The following is a 20116-nucleotide window of genomic DNA, read 5'->3' on the forward strand; positions in this document are numbered from 1 at the left end:
TCCTCGCCGGTGCCGGCCTGGTGAATGACGTCGCCGGAGGGGCCGACCACGATGGAGCGACCGTTGCCGATGGCGCCGGCACCGTTGATGTCGAAGAAGTAGCACTGGTTGACCGCCGCATTGGTCCGCGCGATGGACAGCTCGATGTCGCGGTCGATGGTGTCGGTCATGGTCGGGTGCAGGATCACCTCGGCGCCCATGGCAGCGAGCGTGCGGGTGGTCTCGGGGAACCACATGTCATAGCAGATCGACACCCCGAAGCGGCCGACGTTGGGCACGTCGAAGGTGACGAACTCGCCGCCGCTCTCCACCCCGGCCTCGTAGGGACAGAAGGGAAACATCTTGCGGTAGCGGGCCACCACCTGGCCGTGAGGGTTGATCACTGAGAGAGTGTTGTAGACCCGGTCGTCCACCTGCTCGAACATCGAGCCGGGAATCAACCAGATGCGGTGCTGCTCGGCGATCTGGCAGAACAGCGCCTCGGCGTTGCTGGGCATCGGTTCTGCATGGTGCGGCGAGGCGCCCATGGGCATCAGCTCGCTGAAGACTACCATCTGCACCTGGGGGAAACGGCTCATCAGCACGTCGACCCGGTGGCGCATGGCCTCGGTGTTGTCGCCGTGGTGCAGGGCATACATCTGCACACCGGCAATCGTGAAGTAGGACATCGTGGTCTCTCTGCGTCAGGCGATCTCGAAATCTTCAAGGGCGCTATCGACTATCCATCAAACATGACCGGCACCATTGGAAGATCAGTGCCGGTGGGATCGCCCGGCCTGGGTGAGCATCGGCTCACCCTCCACGACAAGCTTAAGCCAGAATCGGTCTCCGTGAAATCAACGCTGAAGTTTCGCTTGCGCGCCCGAGGCAGGATGCCATCGGCTGATCGCCGGGCTCAGGCGAAGTCGCGGGGCGCGAAACCGGGGGCGGGACGCTTCACCGTCTTGGTGACGATGTAGGTGAAATAGCGCTCGATCCCGGCCTCACCGGTCAGCCAGGTATCGAGCAGCCGCTGGTAGGCGTCGATGGTCTCGGCCTCGACCTTGATCAGGTAGTCGACGCCCCCCCCCACCGCCACGCACTCGGTGACCTCGGGGGTGTCGTGGACCAGCGCCTCGAAGCGGGCGAAGCTCTCGGCGTTGTGCGCCTTGAGCTCGACCTGCACCCAGACCGGCGTGCGCCGGACCAGTGCACCGGCATTGATCCGGGCGGTGTAGCCCTCGATGATGCCGGCCTTCTCCAGCCGCCGCACCCGCTCCCAGCAGGGGCTGACCGAGAGGTTGATCGCCTCGGCCAGCTTCGACTTGGTGATGCGCCCGTCCCGGGAGAGGATCTCGAGAATCTTCAGGTCATAGCGATCGAGCTTCATGCGTTGTCTTCCTGACGTGTCGGATCAGCCCAGCGAATCGACGACTTCGGCGATCACCGCGATGGTGTCCCCCATGTTGACCTGGGCCGGGAAGCGCCGCGCCGCCAGCACCCCGCTGCGGCCCGCCCGGTACTCCACCGGTGGGGCGCCGCTGCGGGTCAGATCGAAGACCCGGGCGATCACCTGCCCCTCTTCCACCGCCTCGCCCAGCGCCAGGGTCAGCTCGAGCAGGCCGGTGTGCTCGCTCTGCACATAGCAGCTGGCATCGGGCATGTCGAGGTAGACCTGCGGCGCGGCGGGCAGCTCCAGCTCGCCGGCGGTCAGGCCGAAGTGGATCAGGAAGTTGCGGATGCCGCGCTCGGTGATGGCCAGGCTCTGTGGCGTCGAGGTGCCGCCGCCGCCCAGTTCGGTGGCGACGAACACCTTGCCCTGGCTCTCCACCGCGGTGTCGAACAGCGCCGCGGCGTCGAGTTCGAACATCATCATCGCATAGGGGGCGCCGAAGGCCTTGGCGCCTGCCAGCGCCTGGCGCTGCTGCTCGGCGTCCTCCAGCACGTGGGAAGCGGCGAAGGGGATGATGTCCAGGGTGCGCCCGCCGGAGTGCAGGTCGAGCACCACGTCGCACATCGGCACCATCACCCGGGTGAAGTAGTCGGCGATCCTCTCGGTGACCGTGCCGTCGGGGTCGCCGGGAAAGCTGCGGTTGAGGTTGCCGCCGTCCATGGGCGACGTCCGCTTGCCGGCCATGGCCGCCGGGGTGTTCATCATCGGCACGATGATCACCCGCCCCCGCACCTGGTCGGCGGTGAGCGAGTTGGCCAGCTTGAGCAGGGCGGTGATGCCTTCGTACTCGTCGCCGTGGTTGCCGCCGGTCAGCAGGGCCGTGGGGCCCTCGCCATTCTTCACCACGGTGACGGGGATCATCACCGCCCCCCACGCCGACTCGTCGTTGGAGATCGGCAGCTTGAGGAAGCCATGCTGGACGCCATCGGCGTCGAAGTCGACGGTGGCGGAAATCGGGCTGGGTCGCTTGTTCATGGTCGTCTCCTTACTTGACGAACAGCTGACGGGGGAAGTTCGCCAGCGGCTCGGCGCCGCTCTCGGTGATCAGGATGCTCTCGGTGATCTCCAGGCCCCAGTCGTCCATCCACATGCCGGGCATGAAGTGGAAGGTCATGCCCGGCTGCAGGATGGTCTCGTCGGAGGGGCGCAGGCTCATGGTCCGCTCGCCCCAGTCCGGCGGATAGCTGATGCCGATGGGGTAGCCGCAGCGGGCACCGCCGCGGTCGAAACCGTACTTGTCCATGGCCGCGCCCAGCGCCATGGCGATGTCGGCACAGCGGTTGCCGGGCCTGGCCACCTCCAGGCCGTTCTCGATGCCCTCGAGCAGCGCCGACTCGCCGCGCACGAACTCCTGGGGCGGCTTGCCGAGGAACACCGTGCGCGACAGCGGCGCATGGTAGCGCTTGAAGCAACCGGCGATCTCGAAGAAGGTGCCCTCGCCCTGGCGGAAGGGGGTATCGTCCCAGGTCAGATGGGGGGCGGCGGCATCCGAGCCGGTGGGCAGCAGCGGCACGATGGCCGGGTAGTCGCCGCCGTAGACCTTGCCGTCCGGCGCCGTCCAGCCCTCGATGCCGACCCGGTAGATCTCCGAGACCAGCTTGCTCTTGGCGAGCCCCGGCTCGATGACCTCCAGGATCCGCGAGTGCATGCCCTCGACGATGCGGGCGGCGATACGCATGTACTCGATCTCCTGGGGCGACTTGATGGCGCGGCACCAGTTGACCAGGGCATTGGCATCGAGGAAGCGGGCGTGGGGCAGCTCGCGCAGCAGGCTCTGGTAGGCCTTGGCCGAGAAATAGTAGTTGTCCATCTCCATGCCTACCACGCCCTGGTGCCAGCCACGGTCGGGCAGGATGGTCTGGGCCAGGTAGTCCATGGGGTGCATGTCCGGATTCTGCACATAGTAATCCGGGTAGTAGGTGATGTTGTCCGGATCCATCCAGCAGGTGCGCAGGGCACCGTTGCTGTCCTGGCGCCGGCCATACCACACCGGCTCGCCCTCCAGGCCGAGCAGCACGCACTGGTGCACGTAGAACGACCAGCCGTCATAGCCGGTCAGCCACGCCATGTTGGAAGGGTCGCTGATGATCAGCACGTCGATCCCTCGACCGGCCATCTCGGCACGCACCTTCCACAGGCGGCTGGCATATTCCTCACGAGTGAAGGGCAGGGAAACCTGAATCATGTGGCCACTCGCCATCGCATCACATCACCAAGAACCGGCCGTCTCCCGCCGGGGAGAGGGCCGGGCCGCAGGGGTACCGGTCACTGGCACGATTGATCCGCCGTCGTGATAATTGTCATGATGCTTTGTGATATCAACCATGACAATTGCCAGTCAATGCCGCTAGGAGGATACTAGCACCACCCATTGGCTGGCGGTCAAAGGCTTTATTGCATCATGACAATTGATCTGACCCCCTACCTGACCGACGCAGGCCCCAAGTACCTGGCCATCGCCAGGGCGCTGTCGGAAGCGATCCGCCAGGGCGAACTCACGCCCGGCACCCGCCTGCCGCCCCATCGCCAGCTGGCCGAGACCCTCGGCGTCAGCGTGCAGACGGTGTCCCGCGCCTACGCCCAGGCCGAGAAGATGGGCCTGGTCCAGGCACGCATCGGCAGCGGGACCTGGATCAATGCCCTGGACGATGCCAAGGAGTCGGCCTACCTGCGCGGCCATGAGCCGCGTCAGGAGCACCCGTTGATCGACCTCTCCATCGCCCACCCCGTCTGCCCGCCGGGCCATCACCTGCGCTTTCGCCAGGCCCTGGCCGAGCTGGCCGAGCACGCCAGTCCCGAGGTGATCACGGCCAACCGGCCGATCGCCGGGCTCCTGCACCAGCGTGAGCGCGCCAGCACCTGGCTCACCACCCGGCTCGGGGTGCCCGCAGAGGTCGACGATCTCATCCTCTGCAACGGCGCCGCCCACGGCCTGATGCTGGCGATCTCCACGGTGGTCCAGCACGGCGACCTGGTGCTCACCGAGGCGCTCACCGACCACGGGCTGATCGCCCTGTCGCGCACCCTCGGCTTCCAGCTGCGCGGCGTGACCATCGACGACGAGGGCGTGGTCCCCGAGGCGCTCGACGTCGCCTGTCGTCGCTTCAAGCCCCGCGCCGTCTGCCTGACGCCCACCCAGCTCAACCCCACGGGCGCGACCATGAGCGAGGCGCGCCGCGATGCCGTGGCCGAGGTGCTCGAGCGTCACGGCGTATGGCTGATCGAGGACGATGTCCACGCCCTGCTGGAAGCGCCGGGGCTGACGCCGCTGACGGCCAGGCTTCCCCAGCTCGGCTTCCACGTCACCAGCCTGACCAAGGTCACGGTACCGGGACTGCGGGCGGGTTACCTGACGGTGCCCCGCAGCCAGCTGCATCACACCCTGCCGCGGATGCGCGCCACCACCTGGATGGCCACCCCGCTGGTCTTCGAGCTCGCCCACCTGTGGCTGGCGGACGGCAGCGTCGAGGCCCTGGCGGCCGAGCAGCGCGAGCTGCTCGGCGAGCGACAGCGGCTCGCCACCCGCCGGCTGGGGCGCCACCCCTTCGTCTCGCGGCCCAGCAGCCTGCACCTGTGGATCACGCTGCCCGGTGCGTGGCGCGCCGAGGAGCTCCAGCAGCATGCCGAGCAGGAGGGGCTGGCCATCACCACGGCGGTGCCCTTCATGGTGGAACAGACCCCACCGCCACGGCGCATCCGCGTCAGTCTCGGCGCCGAGCCCGACACCGCCCGGCTCGGCGAGGGGCTGGCCCGCCTGGCCGGCTTGCTCGACGAGGCGCCACCGCCCATGATGCAGATCGTGTACTGAAGCCACCGCGACCCAGCAGAGGGAGCCGACATGCGCGTACTGCTCCATATCGACGACGCCGAGACCTGGCGCGAGGCGCTGGTCGAGCGCCTGCCGGACGCCGAGATCGTCACCAGCGACGCCCCCGCCGAGGCGCGCCGCGATGTTGACTACCTGGCGGTGTGGAAGCCCCCCGCCGAGCTGCTGCGCGAGCAGACCCGGCTGAAGGGCATCGTCAACCTGGGGGCCGGGGTCGATGCCCTGCTGGGCAACCCCGGCCTGCCCGCGGGCGTGCCCATCGTCAAGCTGCGCGACGCGGGCATGAGTGACCTGATCGGCGACTACGTGCGCTACGGCGTGCTGCACTTCCAGCGCGACTTCGACCGCTACCGCCGCCAGCAGGCACACCGGGAGTGGCGCGAACACGCCGTGACCGACAAGGGCGACTGGCCGGTGGGAGTGCTGGGCCTCGGCGCCATCGGCGCCAAGGTGGCCGAGACGATCGCCGCCGACGGCTTTCCCGTGCACGGCTGGAGCCGCACGCCCAAGTCGCTCGAGGCCATCACCTGCCACCATGGCGACGACGGGCTCGTCGCGTTGCTCGGCCGGGTGCGCACCCTGGTGCTGTTGCTGCCCGACACCCGGGAGACCCGGCATCTCATCGACGCCGAGGCGCTGGGCGCGCTGCCCGAGGGGGCCAGCCTGATCAACCCCGGCCGCGGCACCCTGATCGACGAGCAGGCGCTGCTCGAGGCGCTGGGGGAAGGCGAACGGGAGGGCCGGCTGCGCGGCGCCCTCCTCGACGCCTTTGCCGAGGAGCCGCTGCCGGCCGACAGCCCCCTCTGGTCGCATCCACGCATCTGGATCACGCCCCATATGGCCGGGCCGACACCGCTCTCGGCGGCACTCGACCAGGTGGCCGATACGCTGCGCGCCTTCGAGGCCGGCGAGCCGGTGGCGACCGTCGACCCCGACGCCGGCTATTGAATCATCGCGGCATCGACCTCATCCCTGCCTACAAGAAAGGCGGTACAGGCGATAGGCTGAAGGTGAACCCATCGACCTCCCGGGAGGTGCACGATGACGACGCGAGTGGACTATGGCCCCCATGACGCCCTGCTGGTCGTGGACCTGCAGAACGACTTCTGCGAGGGTGGCGCCCTGGCGGTGACCGGCGGCTCCGCCCTGGTGCCGGGCATCAACGCCGAGATCGCCGCCGCCCGGCGCGGCGGCGCCCTGGTGGTCGCCTCCCGCGACTGGCACCCCGTCGATCACGTCAGCTTCGAACATCGCGGCGGCCCCTGGCCGGTACACTGCGTCCAGGACACCGAGGGCGCGGCCTTTCATCGCGACCTCGCCCTCCCCGAGGGCACCATCCGGGTCAGCAAGGCCACGGCCTTCGACCGCGACGCCTACTCCGCCTTCGACGATACCGGGCTCGCCGGCTACCTGAAGGAGAAGGGCGTCGAGCGGGTGGTCGTCTGCGGGCTGGCCCTGGACGTCTGTGTCCGAGCCACGGTGCTGGAGGCTCGTCGGGCCGGCTTCACCACCCTGCTGCTGGAGAGCCTGAGCGCGGCGGTGGATGCCCAGGCCGGCGAGGCCTGCCGACGCGAGTTCGAGGCCGCCGGCATCGAGGTTCGTCAATGAGCGAGCCGATCCCCGTCCAGGTCGACGACAGCGAGCTGGCGCTGCTCACCGACCTCTACCAGCTCACCATGCTCCAGGCCTACTGGAAGGAGCGGATGCACGAGCGGGCCACCTTCAGCCTCTACTTCCGCAAGCTGCCGCCGACCCGGCGCTTCATGCTCGCCTGCGGCCAGCAGCATGCCGCCGCCCTGGCCAGCCGAATCCGCTTCACGCCGTCGGCGCTGGAACGGCTGGCCGGCACCGGCACCTTCGACGACGCCTTCCTCGACTGGCTCGCCGGCTGGCGCTTCAGCGGCGACATCTGGACCCTCCCCGAGGGCACCCCGGTGTTCCAGAACGAACCCTTCATGGAGGTCGAGGCCCCCATCGCCGAGGCCCAGCTACTCGAGAGCCTGATCATGAACCTGGTGCAGCTCGAGACGGTGCTGGCCTCCAAGGCGGTACGCATCGTGATGGCGGCCCGCGACCGCCCGGTGGTCGACTTCGGCCTGCGCCGCATGCACGGGATCGACGCCGCCGTACGCGGGGTGCGCGCCTACCGCACCGCCGGGCTGGCCGGCACCAGCAACGTGCTCGGCGGCCTGCGCCACGACCTGGCACTCAACGGCACCATGGCCCACAGCTATATCCTCGCCCACGACCACGAGCACGAGGCCTTCCGCGCCTTCGCCCGCCACTATCCCGGCACCACCCTGCTGGTGGACACCCACGACACCCTGGAAGGGGTGCGCAAGGTGATCGAGCTGATGCGTGACGATCCCGAGGTGCGGGTGAATGCCATCCGGCTCGACTCCGGCGACCTGGGCGAGCTCGCCAGGGGGGCTCGCGCCCTGCTCGACACGGCCGGCCATGCCGAGGTGAAGATCGTCGCCAGCAGCGGGCTCGACGAGCACAAGATCGACGCCCTGCTCGAGGACGACGCCCCCATCGACGCCTTCGGCGTGGGCACCGAGATGGGGGTCTCGGCGGACGCCCCGGTGATCGACCTCTCCTACAAGCTGGTGGAGTACGCCGGCATGCCCCGGGTCAAGCACTCGCCCGGCAAGATCAACCTGCCGGCGCGCAAGCAGCTCTATCGTCGCCGGGACGCCGACGGGCGCTATGCGGGCGACATCATCGCCCTGCGCGACGAACCGATCGAGGAAGGCGAGCCGCTGCTGGCGCCGCTGGTGCGGGCGGGTCGAATCGACGAGGCGGAAATGGCCCGGGCGGACCGGGCCCGGGAACGGGTCACGGATGCCCTCGCCCGCTTCCCCGAGGACGTCAGGCGGCTCGAGGAGGGCGAGAGCGGCTACCCGGTGGAACTCAGCGCGGGCCTGGCGCGCCTGCAGTCATCGACCTGAGTGCGGCGATACGCCCCCACGCCGGCCCATGCATCGCGCCGGAGTGATCGTCTCGGCCCCCTCGACAGCGTCCATCCTACAGCAGCGCATTGAACTGGCTGAGCCAGGCCGGATGCGCCGGCCAGGCTGGCGCCGTGACCAGCTTGCCGCTCGATACGGCCTGATCGACCTCGATCTCGGCATAGTCGCCGCCGGCCAGGCGGACTTCCGGCGCACAGGCCGGATAGGCCGAGACCCGGCGCCCCTCCAGCGACACCGCCGCCGCCAGCAACTGAGCGCCGTGACAGATCGCGGCGACCGGCTTTTCATGCTCGAAGAAGTGACGGACCATCTCCAGCACCCGCTCGTCGAGGCGCAGGTACTCCGGAGCCCGACCGCCGGGGATCACCAGGCCATCGTAGTCGGCCACCTCGACCTCGGCGAAGGTGGCGTTGAGGGTGAAGTCGTGCCCCGGCTTCTCGGTGTAGGTCTGGTCCCCCTCGAAGTCATGGATGGCTGTGCGGATCCGGTCCCCCTCGCGCTTCTCCGGGCAGACGGCATCGACCTCGTGCCCCATGGCCTGCAACGCCTGGAAGGGCACCATGATCTCGTAGTCCTCGACGAAGTCACCGGCAATCAGCAAGAGTCTGGCCATGAGAGAATCCTCCTTGAAGGGTCGTGACGGAACTGTCGCGACCTGCAGGCAGAAGCGTAGCAGCCCATCGATCACCCCGCCCGAGCGTGCAACAACCGTGTAGCAGGGAACCAGAACCGTGCGCCGCGGTTCTCAGCCGTGTTGCTTCCACCATACTTGCCATGCCCTGCCACGGGGAGACCCGCCATGCCCCACCCTTCACGCCTTCTTTCCTCAGTGCTGCTCCTGCTGCTGACCCTGGCCCTGGTGGCTGCCTTGCCCGGGGCACACGCGGCGGTTCCCGGCAGGAAGGCGGTGGGACCCGAGCACAGCGCGGTGCCCCGCCCCTTCACCGCCAACTACCGGTTGGAGGTACGTGGCTGGCCCAATGCCACCATCGAGCATCGCTTGACCCGCGAAGACGACCATTGGCAGAGCCGCATGAGCGCCGCCATCGCCGTGGCCAAGGGTAGGGAGCGTAGCCGCTTCATCGTCGAGCCACAGGGCGTGCGCTCGGTGCACTACGCCAGCGGCTACTCGCTGCTGGGCCTCGGCGGCGACTACCGGCTCACCGGCGAGGCCCTTGCCGAGCGCCCCGACCGCCAGGCCGCCCTGTTCGAGCTGTCGCGTCGCGCCCTCACCGGCGACTGCCAGGACGCCGCCTGCCGGCTCGACTACCAGGACCACCGCGGCCGCGAGGAGCGGCTCGACTACCGCGTGCTCGACCGCGAGACGATCGCCCTGCCCGCCGGAGAGTTCGAGGCCGTCAGGGTCGAGGCGATCGACCCCGAGAAGCCCGAACGCCGGCTGTTGTTCAGCTTCCACCCCGAGTTCCCCGGGCTACTGCTGGCGGTGGAATACCACCGCGACGGCCAGCGCCAGAGCCGCCTGTCGCTGACCGAACTGGCGCGGCCCGATTGACATTCGTGTCGCTGATGCCCCATTCGGGAAAAGCCGTTTCCCTCTCCCGCGGGATTCTCTAGAGTAACGGGCCTCACGGCCGTCGTCGGCGGCCCTTGCAGGGAAGGGAATCTCGATGCTGTCCGGCCTGCTGATCGTGCTGTTGCCACTGGTGCTGGGCTATCTGGTACCGGTGCACCATGCCGCGACCCTGGCCCTGATCAATCGCGGGGTGAACGCCTCGGTCTATGTGATCCTGCTGCTGATGGGGGTGAGCCTTGCCGGGCTCGAGGACCTCGCCAGCCAGCTCTCGCGCATGGGCGGTCAGGCCCTGCAGTTGTTCGCAGTCATCAGCGCCCTGAACCTGGCCGGACTGTGGTGGCTCTCCCGACGGCTCGGCCTGCGCGCCGACCCGTCACGGGTGGTGCCCGGGGCCCCCACCAGCAAACTGGCCGCCATGACCGGCTCGCTCGCGCTGGTGGGCGCGGTGCTGCTGGGCGTGCTGCTGGGCCTGGCCGGTGGCAACCTGACCGGCGAGGCCCTCTTCGCCGGGGCCGAGACCCTCGCCGAGTGGGTGCTCTATGCCCTGCTGGCGCTGATCGGCTGCCAGCTGCGCAACTCCGGTATGCCCCTGCGCCAGATCCTGCTCAACCGCTTCGGCCTGGCCATCGCCATGGTGCTGGCCGTGACCTCGCTCGCCGGCGGCCTGCTGGCCGCTCCTCTGCTCGGCCTGACCTGGAACGAGGGGTTGGCCATGGCCGCCGGCTTCGGCTGGTACTCGCTGTCGGGCATCCTGATCGGCGACCGGCTCGGGCCGCTGCTCGGCGGCGTGGCCTTCTTCAACGACCTGACCCGGGAGCTGCTCGCCTTCGTGCTGATCCCCCTGGTGATCCGCCGCCACGCGGCACTCGCCATCGGCTACGGCGGCGCCACCTCCATGGACTTCACCCTGCCGGTGATCCAGCAGCACGGCGGGGTGGCCTGCGTGCCCATCGCCGTGGTCAGCGGCTTCATCCTCTCGCTGCTCTCGCCACCGTTGATCCTGTTCCTGCTCTCCCTATGATCGGAGCCACCAACCGCCGGCGCCCTCTGCTCGTAGCTCGTAGCTCGTAGCTCGTAGCTCGTAGCTCGTTAGCCCAAAGTCTAGGTTGAACTCCGCCACACGAAACGGCTAACTGAGCGCCTACGATCTTAATCGTTTAAGAAACGACTGACTGCCAACTGCCAGCGATGTCATAACAACAAGCCGACGAGGAAGCCACCATGCTCAAGAAGACCCTGATCGCCGCCATCTCCATGGCCACATCCACCCTTGCCGCAACCGGCCAGGCCCAGGCCGCCGACCTGACGATCTCATGCGGCGCCGTGGGCGCCGAGCTCACCCTCTGCCAGGAGGGCGTCGCCGCCTGGGAGGAGCAGACCGGCCATAGCGTCGACATCGTCTCCACCCCCAACTCCTCCACCGAGCGCCTGTCGCTCTATCAGCAGATCCTCTCCGCCAACTCCAGCGACATCGACGTCTTCCAGATCGACGTGATCTGGCCGGGCCTGCTCGGCAACCACCTGCTCGATCTGGGCGAGGTACTGGGCGAGGACGCCGCCGAGGGCCACTTCCCGGCCATCGTCGAGAACAACACCGTGGACGGCCGCCTGGTGGCCCTGCCCTGGTTCACCGATGCCGGGGTGCTCTACTACCGCACCGACCTGCTGGAGCAGTACGGCTTCGAACCGCCCGAGACCTGGGAGGAGCTCACCGAGATCGCCCGCAAGATCCAGAACGCGGAGCGTGAGGCCGGCAACGGGCGCATGCACGGCTTCGTCTTCCAGGGCCGCGCCTACGAAGGCCTGACCTGCAACGCCCTGGAGTGGGTGGCCAGCCACGGCGGCGGCACCCTGGTGGAGTCCGACGGCGAGGTCAGCATCGACAACGACGGCGCCGCTGCGGCCCTGGACCTGGCGGCCAGCTGGATCGGCGACATCGCCCCGAACGGCGTGCTCAACTATACCGAGGAGGAGGCCCGCGGCGTCTTCCAGGGCGGCAACGCGGTGTTCATGCGCAACTGGCCCTATGCCTGGGCCCTGGCCCAGAGCGAGGGCAGCGAGGTGCGCGGCAAGGTCGGCGTGGTCAAGCTGCCTCACGGCGGCGAGGGCGGCGATAACCAGGCCGCGGCTTCGGGCGGCGACAACCAGAGCGCCGCGACCCTGGGTGGCTGGAACCTGGCGGTCTCCCGCTACAGCGAGAATCGCGAGCTGGCCGCCGAGCTGGTGGCCTTCCTGACCGGTGAGGCGGAGCAGAAGCGCCGTGCCATCGAGGGGGCCTACAACCCGACCCTCGAAGCCCTCTACCAGGACGACGAGGTACTCGAGGCGGTCCCCTTCTTCGGCGACCTCTACGAGACCTTCGTCAATGCGGTAGCACGCCCCTCGGCGGTGACCGGCGACGCTTACGGCCGAGTCAGCAACGCCTTCTTCAGCACCACCCACGACGTGCTCTCCGGCAGCAAGAGCGGCGAGCAGGCAGTGACCGACCTGGAGCGCGAGCTGTCGCGTCTCAAGCGTCGCAACTGGTAACCCCGGGAGTCTCCCATGTCCACCACCCTCGAGAGCGCGCCCGCCGCGGCGCGCCCCCAGCAAGGCCGCTACCGCAGCACCAAGGTGCGCCGCCAGCGGGTTCGCGCCGCCTGGACCTTCCTGGCGCCGATGCTCGTCGCGCTGACCCTGGTCGCCGGTTGGCCGCTGCTGCGCACCTTCTACTTCAGCTTCACCGATGCCACCCTCTCCGACCTCAGCAACGTCTTCTTCGTCGGCCTGGAGAACTACCTGGTCTACGACGACGGCCAGTGGTACGGCGTGCTCGCCGATCCCATCTGGTGGCGCGCGGTGTGGAACACCGCCTACTTCTCGGTGGTGTCGGTGTCCCTGGAGGTGGTGTTCGGCATCATCGTCGCGCTGATCCTCAACGCCGAGTTCAAGGGCCGCACCTTCGTGCGCGCCGCGGTGCTGATCCCCTGGGCCATTCCCACCATCGTCTCGGCCCAGATGTGGGCCTGGATGCTCAACGACCAGTTCGGGATCATCAACCAGATCCTGATGGCACTGGGCATCATCGGTGCGCCCATCGCCTGGACCGCCGACGCCTCCTACTCCATGTGGGCGGTGATCATGGTCGACGTCTGGAAGACCACCCCCTTCGTCGCCCTGCTGGCGCTGGCCGCCCTGCAGATGCTGCCCAAGGACTGCTATGAAGCCGCCGAGGTCGACGGCATCCACCCGGTCACGGTGTTCTTCAAGGTCACCCTGCCGCTGATCACCCCGGCGCTGATGGTGGCGGTGATCTTCCGCCTGCTCGATGCCCTGCGCGTGTTCGACGTCATCTACGTGCTGACCTCCAACTCCACCAGCACCATGTCGATGTCGATCTACGCCCGCCAGCAACTGGTCGAGTTCCAGGACGTGGGCTATGGCAGCGCCGCCTCGACCCTGCTGTTCCTGATCATCGCGCTGGCGACCATCGCCTATCTCTACCTGGGCCGAAACCGTCTCAACCTGGGAGGTGACGCATGACCTCGCGCCAGTTCAACAAGCTCGCCACTCGCCTCGGCTTCTGGCTGCTGGTGGCCTTCGTGGTGGTCATCGCGGTGTTCCCCTTCTATTACGCCGTGATCACCTCCTTCAAGCCGTCCAGCGACCTGTTCCGGGTCGAGCTGTGGCCCAGCACCTGGAGCCTGGCCAACTACGTGCAGGTATTCACCCAGCGCAGTTTCATCCAGGCGATCTTCAACTCCATCCTGATCGCCACCAGCGTGGTGTTCATCGCCCTGCTGCTCGGCATCACCGCCTCCTACGCCCTGGGCCGGGTGCGCTTCCGCGGCCGCTCCACGGTGCTGCTGGTGATCCTCGGGGTGTCGATGTTTCCCCAGGTGGCGGTGCTCTCCGGCCTGTTCGAGGTGATCCGCGCACTGAATCTCTACAACAACCCGGGCGGCCTGATACTGAGCTACACCATCTTCACCCTGCCCTTCACCGTCTGGGTGCTGACCACCTTCATGAAGCAGTTGCCCATGGAGCTCGAGGAGGCGGCGATCATGGACGGCGCCACCCCCTGGATCACCATCACCAAGGTGTTCCTGCCGCTGATGTGGCCGGCCATGGCGACGACGGGGCTATTGGCCTTTATCGCCGCCTGGAACGAGTTCCTGTTCGCCCTGACCTTCACCCTCACCGACAGCCAGCGCACCGTGCCGGTGGCCATCGCCCTGCTCTCCGGCGGCAGCGCCTACGAGCTGCCCTGGGGCCCGATCATGGCCGCCTCGGTGGTGGTCACCGTGCCCCTGGTGATCCTGGTGATCATCTTCCAGCGACGCATCGTCTCCGGCCTGACCGCCGGCGCGGTCAAGGGCTAAACCCATGTCACCCCGGAATGCCTCAATGCAAGACAACACCCTCTGGTGGCGCGGTGGCGTCATCTACCAGATCTATCCGCGCAGCTTCATGGACACCAATCATGATGGAATTGGTGATCTGGCGGGTATCACCGAGAAGCTCGACTACGTGGCCTCGCTGGGCGTGGACGCCATCTGGCTGTCGCCCTTCTTCACCTCGCCGATGCTCGACTTCGGCTACGACGTCAGCGACTACCGCGACGTGGACCCGATGTTCGGCACCCTGGACGACTTCAAGGCGCTGCTGGCGAAGGCCCATGGCCTGGGCCTCAAGGTGATGATCGACCAGGTGATCAGCCACACCTCCGAGGCGCACCCCTGGTTCCAGGAGAGCCGCGCCGATCGCACCAACCCCAAGGCCGACTGGTACGTCTGGGCCGACCCCAAGCCGGACGGCACGCCACCCAACAACTGGCTGTCGATCTTCGGCGGCTCGGCCTGGACCTTCGACTCGCGGCGGCGCCAGTACTACCTGCACAACTTCCTGACTAGCCAGCCGGACCTCAACTTCCATCACCCGGAGGTCAGGGCGGCGCAGCTCGACAACATGCGCTTCTGGCTCGAGCTCGGCGTCGACGGCTTCCGCCTGGATACCGTCAACTTCTACTTCCACGACCAGAAACTGCGCGACAACCCGCCGGTACCGGCGGGCGAGACCAAGACCCTGGGCGCGCCGGACGCCAACCCCTACACCTGGCAGCGCCATGTCTATGACCTTAGCCGCCCGGAGAACCTCGACTTCCTCAGGGAGCTGCGCGCGCTGATGGACGCGTTCCCCGGTACCACCACGGTGGGCGAGATCGGCGACGACAATCCGCTCGAGCGCATGGCCGAATACACCGCCGGCGGCGACAAGCTGCACATGGCCTACACCTTCGACCTGCTCAACGAACCCCACTCGGCGGCCTATATCCGCGAGGTGATCGAGCGCTTCCAGCGCCTGGCCGGCGACGCCTGGCCGTGCTGGGCGCTCTCCAATCATGACGTGGTGAGAAGCGCCAGCCGCTGGGGCGCGGACGAGGACCCCATCGCCTACCCCAAGGTCGCCCTGGCCCTGCTCTTCTCCCTGCGCGGCAGCGTCTGCCTCTACCAGGGCGAGGAGCTGGGCCTGCCCGAGGCCGAGGTGCCCTTCGAGCGCATCCAGGACCCCTACGGCAAGGTGCTGTGGCCGGAATTCAAGGGCCGCGATGGCTGTCGCACCCCCATGCCCTGGGACAATGCCGAGCATGGCGGCTTCACCGCCGCGGGGGTGGAGCCCTGGCTGCCGGTGGCGTCACGCCAGCTGCCGCTCTCCGTCGCCGAGCAGCAGGACGACGCGGACTCGGTGCTCAGCGCCACCCGGCGCCTGCTCGCCCTGCGCACCGCCCATCCGGCGCTGTTCGACGGCGACCTGAGCCTGGTCGATGTCGGTGAGGCACTGCTGGGCTTCGTTCGCCAGAAGGGCGAGGAGCGCATCCTCTGCGTCTTCAACCTCACAGGCCAGGCCCAGCAGACCCGGCTGCCGCTGACGGTCGACAGGGCCCTGGACGGTCACGGCTTCACCCACGAGCGCGATGGCGAGACCCTGCGCCTGCCGCCCTACCAGGCCGCCTACTTCACCGTTGAGCCACACTCATAACAGCTACTCATAACAACCAGGCCGGCCCGCGGAGAGGCAATCCACCGCCGGGCCGGCAAGGAGACACACCCATGGCAAGCGTCAAACTCGACAAGGTCAACAAGGTCTTCGGCAGTACCCATATCATCAAGGACGTCGACCTGGAGATCGGCGACGGCGAGTTCGTGGTCTTTGTCGGGCCCTCGGGCTGCGGCAAGTCGACCCTGCTGCGGCTGATCGCCGGGCTCGAGTCGATCAGCGACGGCGAGCTCTCCATCGGCGACACCGTGGTCAACGAGCTGCCGCCCCGCGAGCGCGGCGTGGGCATGGTCTTCCAGTCCTATGCCCTCTACCCGCACATGACGGTCTACGAGAACATGGCCTTCGGGCTCAAACTCGCCAAGGCCGCCAAGGAGACGGTCCACGAGCGAGTCATGGCCACCGCGCGCATCCTGCAGCTCGAGGAGCTGCTCGAGCGCAAGCCCAAGGCGCTCTCCGGCGGCCAGCGCCAGCGCGTGGCCATGGGCCGCGCCATGGCACGTGAACCGCGCATCCTGCTGTTCGACGAGCCGCTCTCCAACCTGGATGCCTCGCTGCGGGTGCAGATGCGCAACGAGATCGCCCGCCTGCACCAGCGCCTCGAGTCCACCATGATCTACGTCACCCACGACCAGGTGGAGGCGATGACCCTCGCCGACAAGATCGTGGTGCTCAATGCCGGCCGGGTCGAGCAGGTCGGCAGCCCCCATGAGCTCTACCAGCGTCCGGCCACCCGGTTCGTGGCCGGCTTTATCGGCTCGCCGACCATGAACTTCCTGCCCGCGTCCCTGGTGGCCGGCGACAAGCGTGGCTGCCGGGTGCGCACCGCCGGCGTCGGCGAACTGGCCCTGCCCCAGGACACCGCCCAGCATAGCGCCGACGAGGCACTGACCCTGGGCGTGCGCCCCGAGCATCTGCGCCTGGCCGAGGCCACCGGCGACAACGCCTTCGAGATCGTCAACGTCGAGTACCTGGGCAACGAGGTCTACGTCTACCTGGAGCCCAAGGCCGGCGACACCCTGCTGATCCATCGCAGCGAGGCACCGAGCCCCTGGCGGGTCGGCCAGCGGGTCGCCCTGGTGCCGGATCCCGAGCATGTCCACCTGTTCGACGGCCAGAACCGGGCGCTGACCGTCGCCCCGGCCCGGGCCGTGGCCTGACGCCTCCCCGCCCCCACCGCCGGTGATCTTGCCTGGCCCCGTCGCGATGACGCCGCCTCCCCCGGGATCATACCGCCAATGACTACAACGAGAGGACGTCGCCTCATGAACTCCCGCACGCCTGCCCCCCTCGCTCGCCCCGTCCTGCTGGCCTCCCTGCTGGCCGGCGGCCTGACGCTGACCGCCACCCAGGCGCAGGCCGCCACCATCACCATCGCCTGCGGCGACGGTGGCGCCGCCGACTTCTGCCCGGTGCTCGCCGAGCAGTGGGCCGAGCAGACCGGCCACGAGGTGGCGGTGGTCACCACGCCCCAGTCGGCCACCGAGAAGCTCTCCCTCTACCAGCAGCTGCTCGGCAGCCAGTCCGGCGACATCGACGTGCTGATGATCGACACCGTCTGGCCGGGTCTGCTTGCCCCCCACCTGGTGGATCTCGCCGAGCACCTGCCCGAGGACGCCACCGAGGGCTTCTTCCCGGCGATGATCGACAACAACACCGTGGACGACCGCCTGCTGGCGCTGCCCTGGTTCACCGACGCCGGCCTGCTCTACTATCGCCGCGACCTGCTGGAGCAGTATGGCCATGAGGTCCCCGAGACCTGGGAGCAACTGACCGAGATCGCCCGGGAGATCCAGAACGCCGAGCGCGAGGCAGGCAACGAGCGCATGCACGGCTTCGTCTTCCAGGGCCGCGCCTACGAGGGCCTGACCACCAACGCCCTGGAGTGGATCGCCAGCTACGGCGGCGGCACCCTCGTCGACGCCGAGGGCAACGTCACCGTCAACAACCCCCGGGCCGCCGAGGCGCTGACCCTGGCCGCCACCTGGATCGGCGATATCGCGCCGCGAGGCGTGCGCAACTACATGGAAGAGGAGGCCCGCGGGGTCTTCCAGTCCGGCAACGCCGTGTTCATGCGCAACTGGCCCTATGTCTGGGCCCTGGGCGAGGCCGAGGGCACCGCCATCCAGGGCCGGTTCGGCGCCGCGCCGCTGCCCCACGGTCCCGAGGGCGAGTCGGTGGCCACCCTGGGCGGCTGGAGCTATGCGGTGTCGCGCTACTCCGAGCACCCCGCGGAGGCCGCCGACCTGGTGGCCTATATGACCGGCGAGGCCCAGCAGAAGGCCCACGCCATCCGCTTCGGCATGAACCCCACCCGCGAGGCGCTCTACCAGGACGCGGAGGTGCTCGAGGCCCAGCCGTTCATCGGCGAGCTCTACGACACCCTGGTGGGCGGCGTGCCGCGTCCGGCCAACGTCACCGGCGAGCACTACCCGCGGGTCTCCAACGCCTTCTTCAACCGTGTCCACGACGTGCTCTCCGGCGACCTCACCGCCGAGCAGGGCCTGGAGCAGCTGGAGCGGGAACTCGGCCGCATGAGCCGCCGCGGCTGGTAAGCCCCCCTTCCCCCCTCCCTTATCCCAACCCGCCGGGAGGGCCAGCCGGCCCTGCCGGGGGCAGGAGACCTCGATGACACTGTCACAGCAACGCCGCGAGGCAGACACCGACTGGTGGCGCGGCGCCACCCTCTACCAGATCTACCCGCGCAGCTTCATGGATGCCAATGGCGACGGCATCGGCGATCTCAAGGGCATCACCGAGAAGCTCGATTACGTCGCCTCGCTGAAGGTCGATGCCATCTGGCTGTCGCCCTTCTTCACCTCGCCGATGAAGGACTTCGGCTACGATGTCGCCGACTACCGCGATGTCGACCCGATGTTCGGCACCCTCGACGACTTCCGCGCGCTGATCGCCCGCGCCCATGCCCTGGGCCTGAGGGTGATCATCGACCAGGTGCTGTCGCACAGCTCCGATGCGCACCCCTGGTTCCAGGAGAGCCGCCGGGATCGCACCAATGGCAAGGCCGACTGGTACGTCTGGGCCGACCCCAAGCCCGATGGCACGCCCCCCAACAACTGGATGGCCGCCTTCGGCGGGCCGGCCTGGACCTTCGACGCCCGGCGCCGCCAGTACTACCTGCACAACTTCCTGCCCAGCCAGCCGGACCTCGACTTCCACCACCCGGCGGTCCAGCAGGCCCAGCTCGACAACCTGCGCTTCTGGCTGGAGCTCGGCGTCGACGGCTTCCGCTTCGACGTGGTCAACTACTTCTTCCACGACCCGGCCTTGACCGACAACCCGCCGATGCCCCGCGAACGGGTCCTGCCCGGTAACCCACAGAGCTACCAGTTCCAGCGCCACAATATCGAGCAGCCCGAGAACCTCGCCTACTTGGAGCGGATCCGCGCCCTGCTCGACGAATACCCGGGCGCCACCAGCGTGGGCGAGATCGCCGGCAACGACCAGTTGCCGATCATGGCCGCCTATACCGCCGGCGACAGCCGCCTGCATATGGCCTACACCTTCGACCTGCTGGGCAGCACCGGCAACGCCGACGAGCTGTACGGCGTCCTGGTCCGTTTCCGTGAGCTGGGCGAGGACGCCTGGCCCTGCTGGGCGCTCTCCAACCACGACGTGGAGCGCAGCGCCACCAGTTGGGGCGAGGATCGGGCCCTGCTGGCGCTGACCGTGCTCTGCTCGCTGCGCGGCAACCTGTGCCTCTACCAGGGCGAGGAGCTCGGCCTGCCCGAGGCGGAACTGGCCCACGAGGATCTCCGGGACCCCTTCGGCATCAACCTCTGGCCGGAGGTCAAGGGCCGCGACGGCTGTCGCACGCCCATGGCCTGGGAGGACGGCCCGCAGGGCGGCTTCTGCCCGGAAGGAACCACGCCCTGGCTGCCGGTTTATTCCCGGCATCGTCCCCTGGCCGTGGCGCGCCAGGAGGCCGATCCCGACAGCCTGCTGAACCGGATACGCCGGCTGCTGAAGCTGCGTGCCGACAGCGACACCCTGCGCCAGGGTGAGCAGCAGTTGCTGGCACCGGCCGCGCTTCCGGCCGACGTCTTCGGGGTGGTACGTCAGTCGGGCGGACGACACCTGCTGTGCCTGGCCCATCTCGGCCGCCAGGGTGCCGCGGCGGCACGGGTGCGGCTCGACGCCCTGGTGCCCGGTGCCGACGGCTGGTCGAGCCTGGCCCTGCCGGGCATGGCCACCCCCCGGTTGGAGGGCCGCGAACTGGGCCTCGACCCCGGGCAAGCGGCGTGGATGGCGATCAGCTGAGACGACACCGCTCGGCGACCTTTCCGAAAGGTCGTCGA

At 68.4% G+C, this 20116-nt stretch carries 18 protein-coding genes; 13 read left to right on the top strand and 5 right to left on the bottom strand.

What is annotated here, in order from left to right; all coding sequences use genetic code 11:
- The 4 genes from C1H66_RS12625 to doeA all read right to left on the bottom strand — a co-directional run.
- Positions 1-668, bottom strand: a 668-nt coding sequence (locus C1H66_RS12625; RefSeq protein ID WP_102628244.1) for a carbon-nitrogen hydrolase family protein, incomplete at its 3' end; no start/stop codon positions are given.
- A gap of 227 nt (positions 669-895) precedes the next feature.
- A complete protein-coding gene (locus C1H66_RS12630) occupies positions 896-1369 on the bottom strand; it encodes an Lrp/AsnC family transcriptional regulator (protein WP_102628245.1) in 474 nt (157 codons plus the stop codon).
- A 24-nt stretch (positions 1370-1393) separates the two neighbouring features.
- On the bottom strand, positions 1394-2407 hold the full coding sequence (gene doeB, locus C1H66_RS12635; protein WP_102628246.1) for a N(2)-acetyl-L-2,4-diaminobutanoate deacetylase DoeB: 1014 nt from the start codon (positions 2405-2407) through the stop codon (positions 1394-1396).
- Between the two features lie 10 nt (positions 2408-2417).
- On the bottom strand, positions 2418-3617 hold the full coding sequence (doeA, locus tag C1H66_RS12640; protein ID WP_102628296.1) for an ectoine hydrolase DoeA: 1200 nt from the start codon (positions 3615-3617) through the stop codon (positions 2418-2420).
- Positions 3618-3833: 216 nt separating this feature from the next.
- Between doeA and ehuR the strand changes: the two genes are divergently transcribed.
- The 4 genes from ehuR to C1H66_RS12660 all read left to right on the top strand — a co-directional run bounded on the left by ehuR (position 3834) and on the right by C1H66_RS12660 (position 8209).
- The gene (gene ehuR / locus C1H66_RS12645; protein WP_102628247.1) at positions 3834-5240 is read left to right on the top strand and encodes a MocR-like ectoine utilization transcription factor EhuR; all 1407 of its coding nucleotides are present in this window, start codon (positions 3834-3836) and stop codon (positions 5238-5240) included.
- A 30-nt stretch (positions 5241-5270) separates the two neighbouring features.
- Positions 5271-6206, top strand: a complete 936-nt coding sequence (locus C1H66_RS12650) for a 2-hydroxyacid dehydrogenase (protein ID WP_102628248.1) — start codon at positions 5271-5273, stop codon at positions 6204-6206.
- A gap of 93 nt (positions 6207-6299) precedes the next feature.
- Entirely contained in the window at positions 6300-6866 is a 567-nt protein-coding gene (locus C1H66_RS12655; protein WP_102628249.1) for a nicotinamidase, read from the top strand.
- Positions 6863-8209: a nicotinate phosphoribosyltransferase gene (locus C1H66_RS12660; protein WP_102628250.1), complete on the top strand. Its 1347-nt coding sequence runs from the start codon at positions 6863-6865 to the stop codon at positions 8207-8209. Before C1H66_RS12655 ends, C1H66_RS12660 begins: the two co-directional genes overlap by 4 nt.
- A gap of 76 nt (positions 8210-8285) precedes the next feature.
- Here C1H66_RS12660 and C1H66_RS12665 read toward each other — a convergent pair whose 3' ends face one another.
- Positions 8286-8843, bottom strand: a complete 558-nt coding sequence (locus tag C1H66_RS12665; protein ID WP_102628251.1) for a DJ-1/PfpI family protein — start codon at positions 8841-8843, stop codon at positions 8286-8288.
- Between the two features lie 186 nt (positions 8844-9029).
- Here C1H66_RS12665 and C1H66_RS12670 point away from each other — a divergent pair, with 186 nt between their 5' ends.
- The 9 genes from C1H66_RS12670 (at position 9030) to C1H66_RS12710 (ending at position 20078) form a co-directional block, all read left to right on the top strand.
- Entirely contained in the window at positions 9030-9743 is a 714-nt protein-coding gene (locus C1H66_RS12670) for a hypothetical protein (protein ID WP_102628252.1), read from the top strand.
- Positions 9744-9858: 115 nt separating this feature from the next.
- Positions 9859-10785, top strand: coding sequence for a LysO family transporter (locus tag C1H66_RS12675; RefSeq protein ID WP_102628253.1), 927 nt, complete (start codon positions 9859-9861; stop codon positions 10783-10785).
- A gap of 200 nt (positions 10786-10985) precedes the next feature.
- Positions 10986-12293 (top strand): ABC transporter substrate-binding protein, encoded by a 1308-nt coding sequence (locus C1H66_RS12680; protein WP_102628254.1) that lies wholly within the window; start codon positions 10986-10988, stop codon positions 12291-12293.
- A 15-nt stretch (positions 12294-12308) separates the two neighbouring features.
- Entirely contained in the window at positions 12309-13286 is a 978-nt protein-coding gene (locus C1H66_RS12685) for a carbohydrate ABC transporter permease (RefSeq protein WP_102628255.1), read from the top strand.
- Positions 13283-14125: a carbohydrate ABC transporter permease gene (locus C1H66_RS12690; protein WP_102628256.1), complete on the top strand. Its 843-nt coding sequence runs from the start codon at positions 13283-13285 to the stop codon at positions 14123-14125. The genes C1H66_RS12685 and C1H66_RS12690 overlap by 4 nt, the downstream gene beginning before the upstream one ends.
- Before the next feature lie 25 nt (positions 14126-14150).
- Positions 14151-15782 (top strand): alpha-glucosidase family protein, encoded by a 1632-nt coding sequence (locus tag C1H66_RS12695; protein WP_102628257.1) that lies wholly within the window; start codon positions 14151-14153, stop codon positions 15780-15782.
- A gap of 71 nt (positions 15783-15853) precedes the next feature.
- Positions 15854-16960 (top strand): ABC transporter ATP-binding protein, encoded by a 1107-nt coding sequence (locus C1H66_RS12700; RefSeq protein WP_102628258.1) that lies wholly within the window; start codon positions 15854-15856, stop codon positions 16958-16960.
- A 105-nt stretch (positions 16961-17065) separates the two neighbouring features.
- Positions 17066-18355, top strand: coding sequence for an ABC transporter substrate-binding protein (locus C1H66_RS12705; RefSeq protein WP_102628259.1), 1290 nt, complete (start codon positions 17066-17068; stop codon positions 18353-18355).
- Positions 18356-18428: 73 nt separating this feature from the next.
- Positions 18429-20078 (top strand): alpha-amylase family glycosyl hydrolase, encoded by a 1650-nt coding sequence (locus tag C1H66_RS12710; RefSeq protein ID WP_102628260.1) that lies wholly within the window; start codon positions 18429-18431, stop codon positions 20076-20078.
- Positions 20079-20116: the final 38 nt, after the last annotated feature.

The organism is Halomonas heilongjiangensis (assembly GCF_002879645.1).
Classification (GTDB): Bacteria; Pseudomonadota; Gammaproteobacteria; order Pseudomonadales; family Halomonadaceae; genus Halomonas; species Halomonas heilongjiangensis.

What these genes read in the sequence shown, in the direction of transcription:
- C1H66_RS12630 (WP_102628245.1), bottom strand. Translation starts at nt 1,369, where the DNA reads ATGAAGCTCGATCGCTATGACCTGAAGATTCTCGAGATCCTCTCCCGG.
- doeB (WP_102628246.1), bottom strand. Translation starts at nt 2,407, where the DNA reads ATGAACAAGCGACCCAGCCCGATTTCCGCCACCGTCGACTTCGACGCC.
- doeA (WP_102628296.1), bottom strand. Translation starts at nt 3,617, where the DNA reads ATGATTCAGGTTTCCCTGCCCTTCACTCGTGAGGAATATGCCAGCCGC.
- ehuR (WP_102628247.1), top strand. Translation starts at nt 3,834, where the DNA reads ATGACAATTGATCTGACCCCCTACCTGACCGACGCAGGCCCCAAGTAC.
- C1H66_RS12650 (WP_102628248.1), top strand. Translation starts at nt 5,271, where the DNA reads ATGCGCGTACTGCTCCATATCGACGACGCCGAGACCTGGCGCGAGGCG.
- C1H66_RS12655 (WP_102628249.1), top strand. Translation starts at nt 6,300, where the DNA reads ATGACGACGCGAGTGGACTATGGCCCCCATGACGCCCTGCTGGTCGTG.
- C1H66_RS12660 (WP_102628250.1), top strand. Translation starts at nt 6,863, where the DNA reads ATGAGCGAGCCGATCCCCGTCCAGGTCGACGACAGCGAGCTGGCGCTG.
- C1H66_RS12665 (WP_102628251.1), bottom strand. Translation starts at nt 8,843, where the DNA reads ATGGCCAGACTCTTGCTGATTGCCGGTGACTTCGTCGAGGACTACGAG.
- C1H66_RS12670 (WP_102628252.1), top strand. Translation starts at nt 9,030, where the DNA reads ATGCCCCACCCTTCACGCCTTCTTTCCTCAGTGCTGCTCCTGCTGCTG.
- C1H66_RS12675 (WP_102628253.1), top strand. Translation starts at nt 9,859, where the DNA reads ATGCTGTCCGGCCTGCTGATCGTGCTGTTGCCACTGGTGCTGGGCTAT.
- C1H66_RS12680 (WP_102628254.1), top strand. Translation starts at nt 10,986, where the DNA reads ATGCTCAAGAAGACCCTGATCGCCGCCATCTCCATGGCCACATCCACC.
- C1H66_RS12685 (WP_102628255.1), top strand. Translation starts at nt 12,309, where the DNA reads ATGTCCACCACCCTCGAGAGCGCGCCCGCCGCGGCGCGCCCCCAGCAA.
- C1H66_RS12690 (WP_102628256.1), top strand. Translation starts at nt 13,283, where the DNA reads ATGACCTCGCGCCAGTTCAACAAGCTCGCCACTCGCCTCGGCTTCTGG.
- C1H66_RS12695 (WP_102628257.1), top strand. Translation starts at nt 14,151, where the DNA reads ATGCAAGACAACACCCTCTGGTGGCGCGGTGGCGTCATCTACCAGATC.
- C1H66_RS12700 (WP_102628258.1), top strand. Translation starts at nt 15,854, where the DNA reads ATGGCAAGCGTCAAACTCGACAAGGTCAACAAGGTCTTCGGCAGTACC.
- C1H66_RS12705 (WP_102628259.1), top strand. Translation starts at nt 17,066, where the DNA reads ATGAACTCCCGCACGCCTGCCCCCCTCGCTCGCCCCGTCCTGCTGGCC.
- C1H66_RS12710 (WP_102628260.1), top strand. Translation starts at nt 18,429, where the DNA reads ATGACACTGTCACAGCAACGCCGCGAGGCAGACACCGACTGGTGGCGC.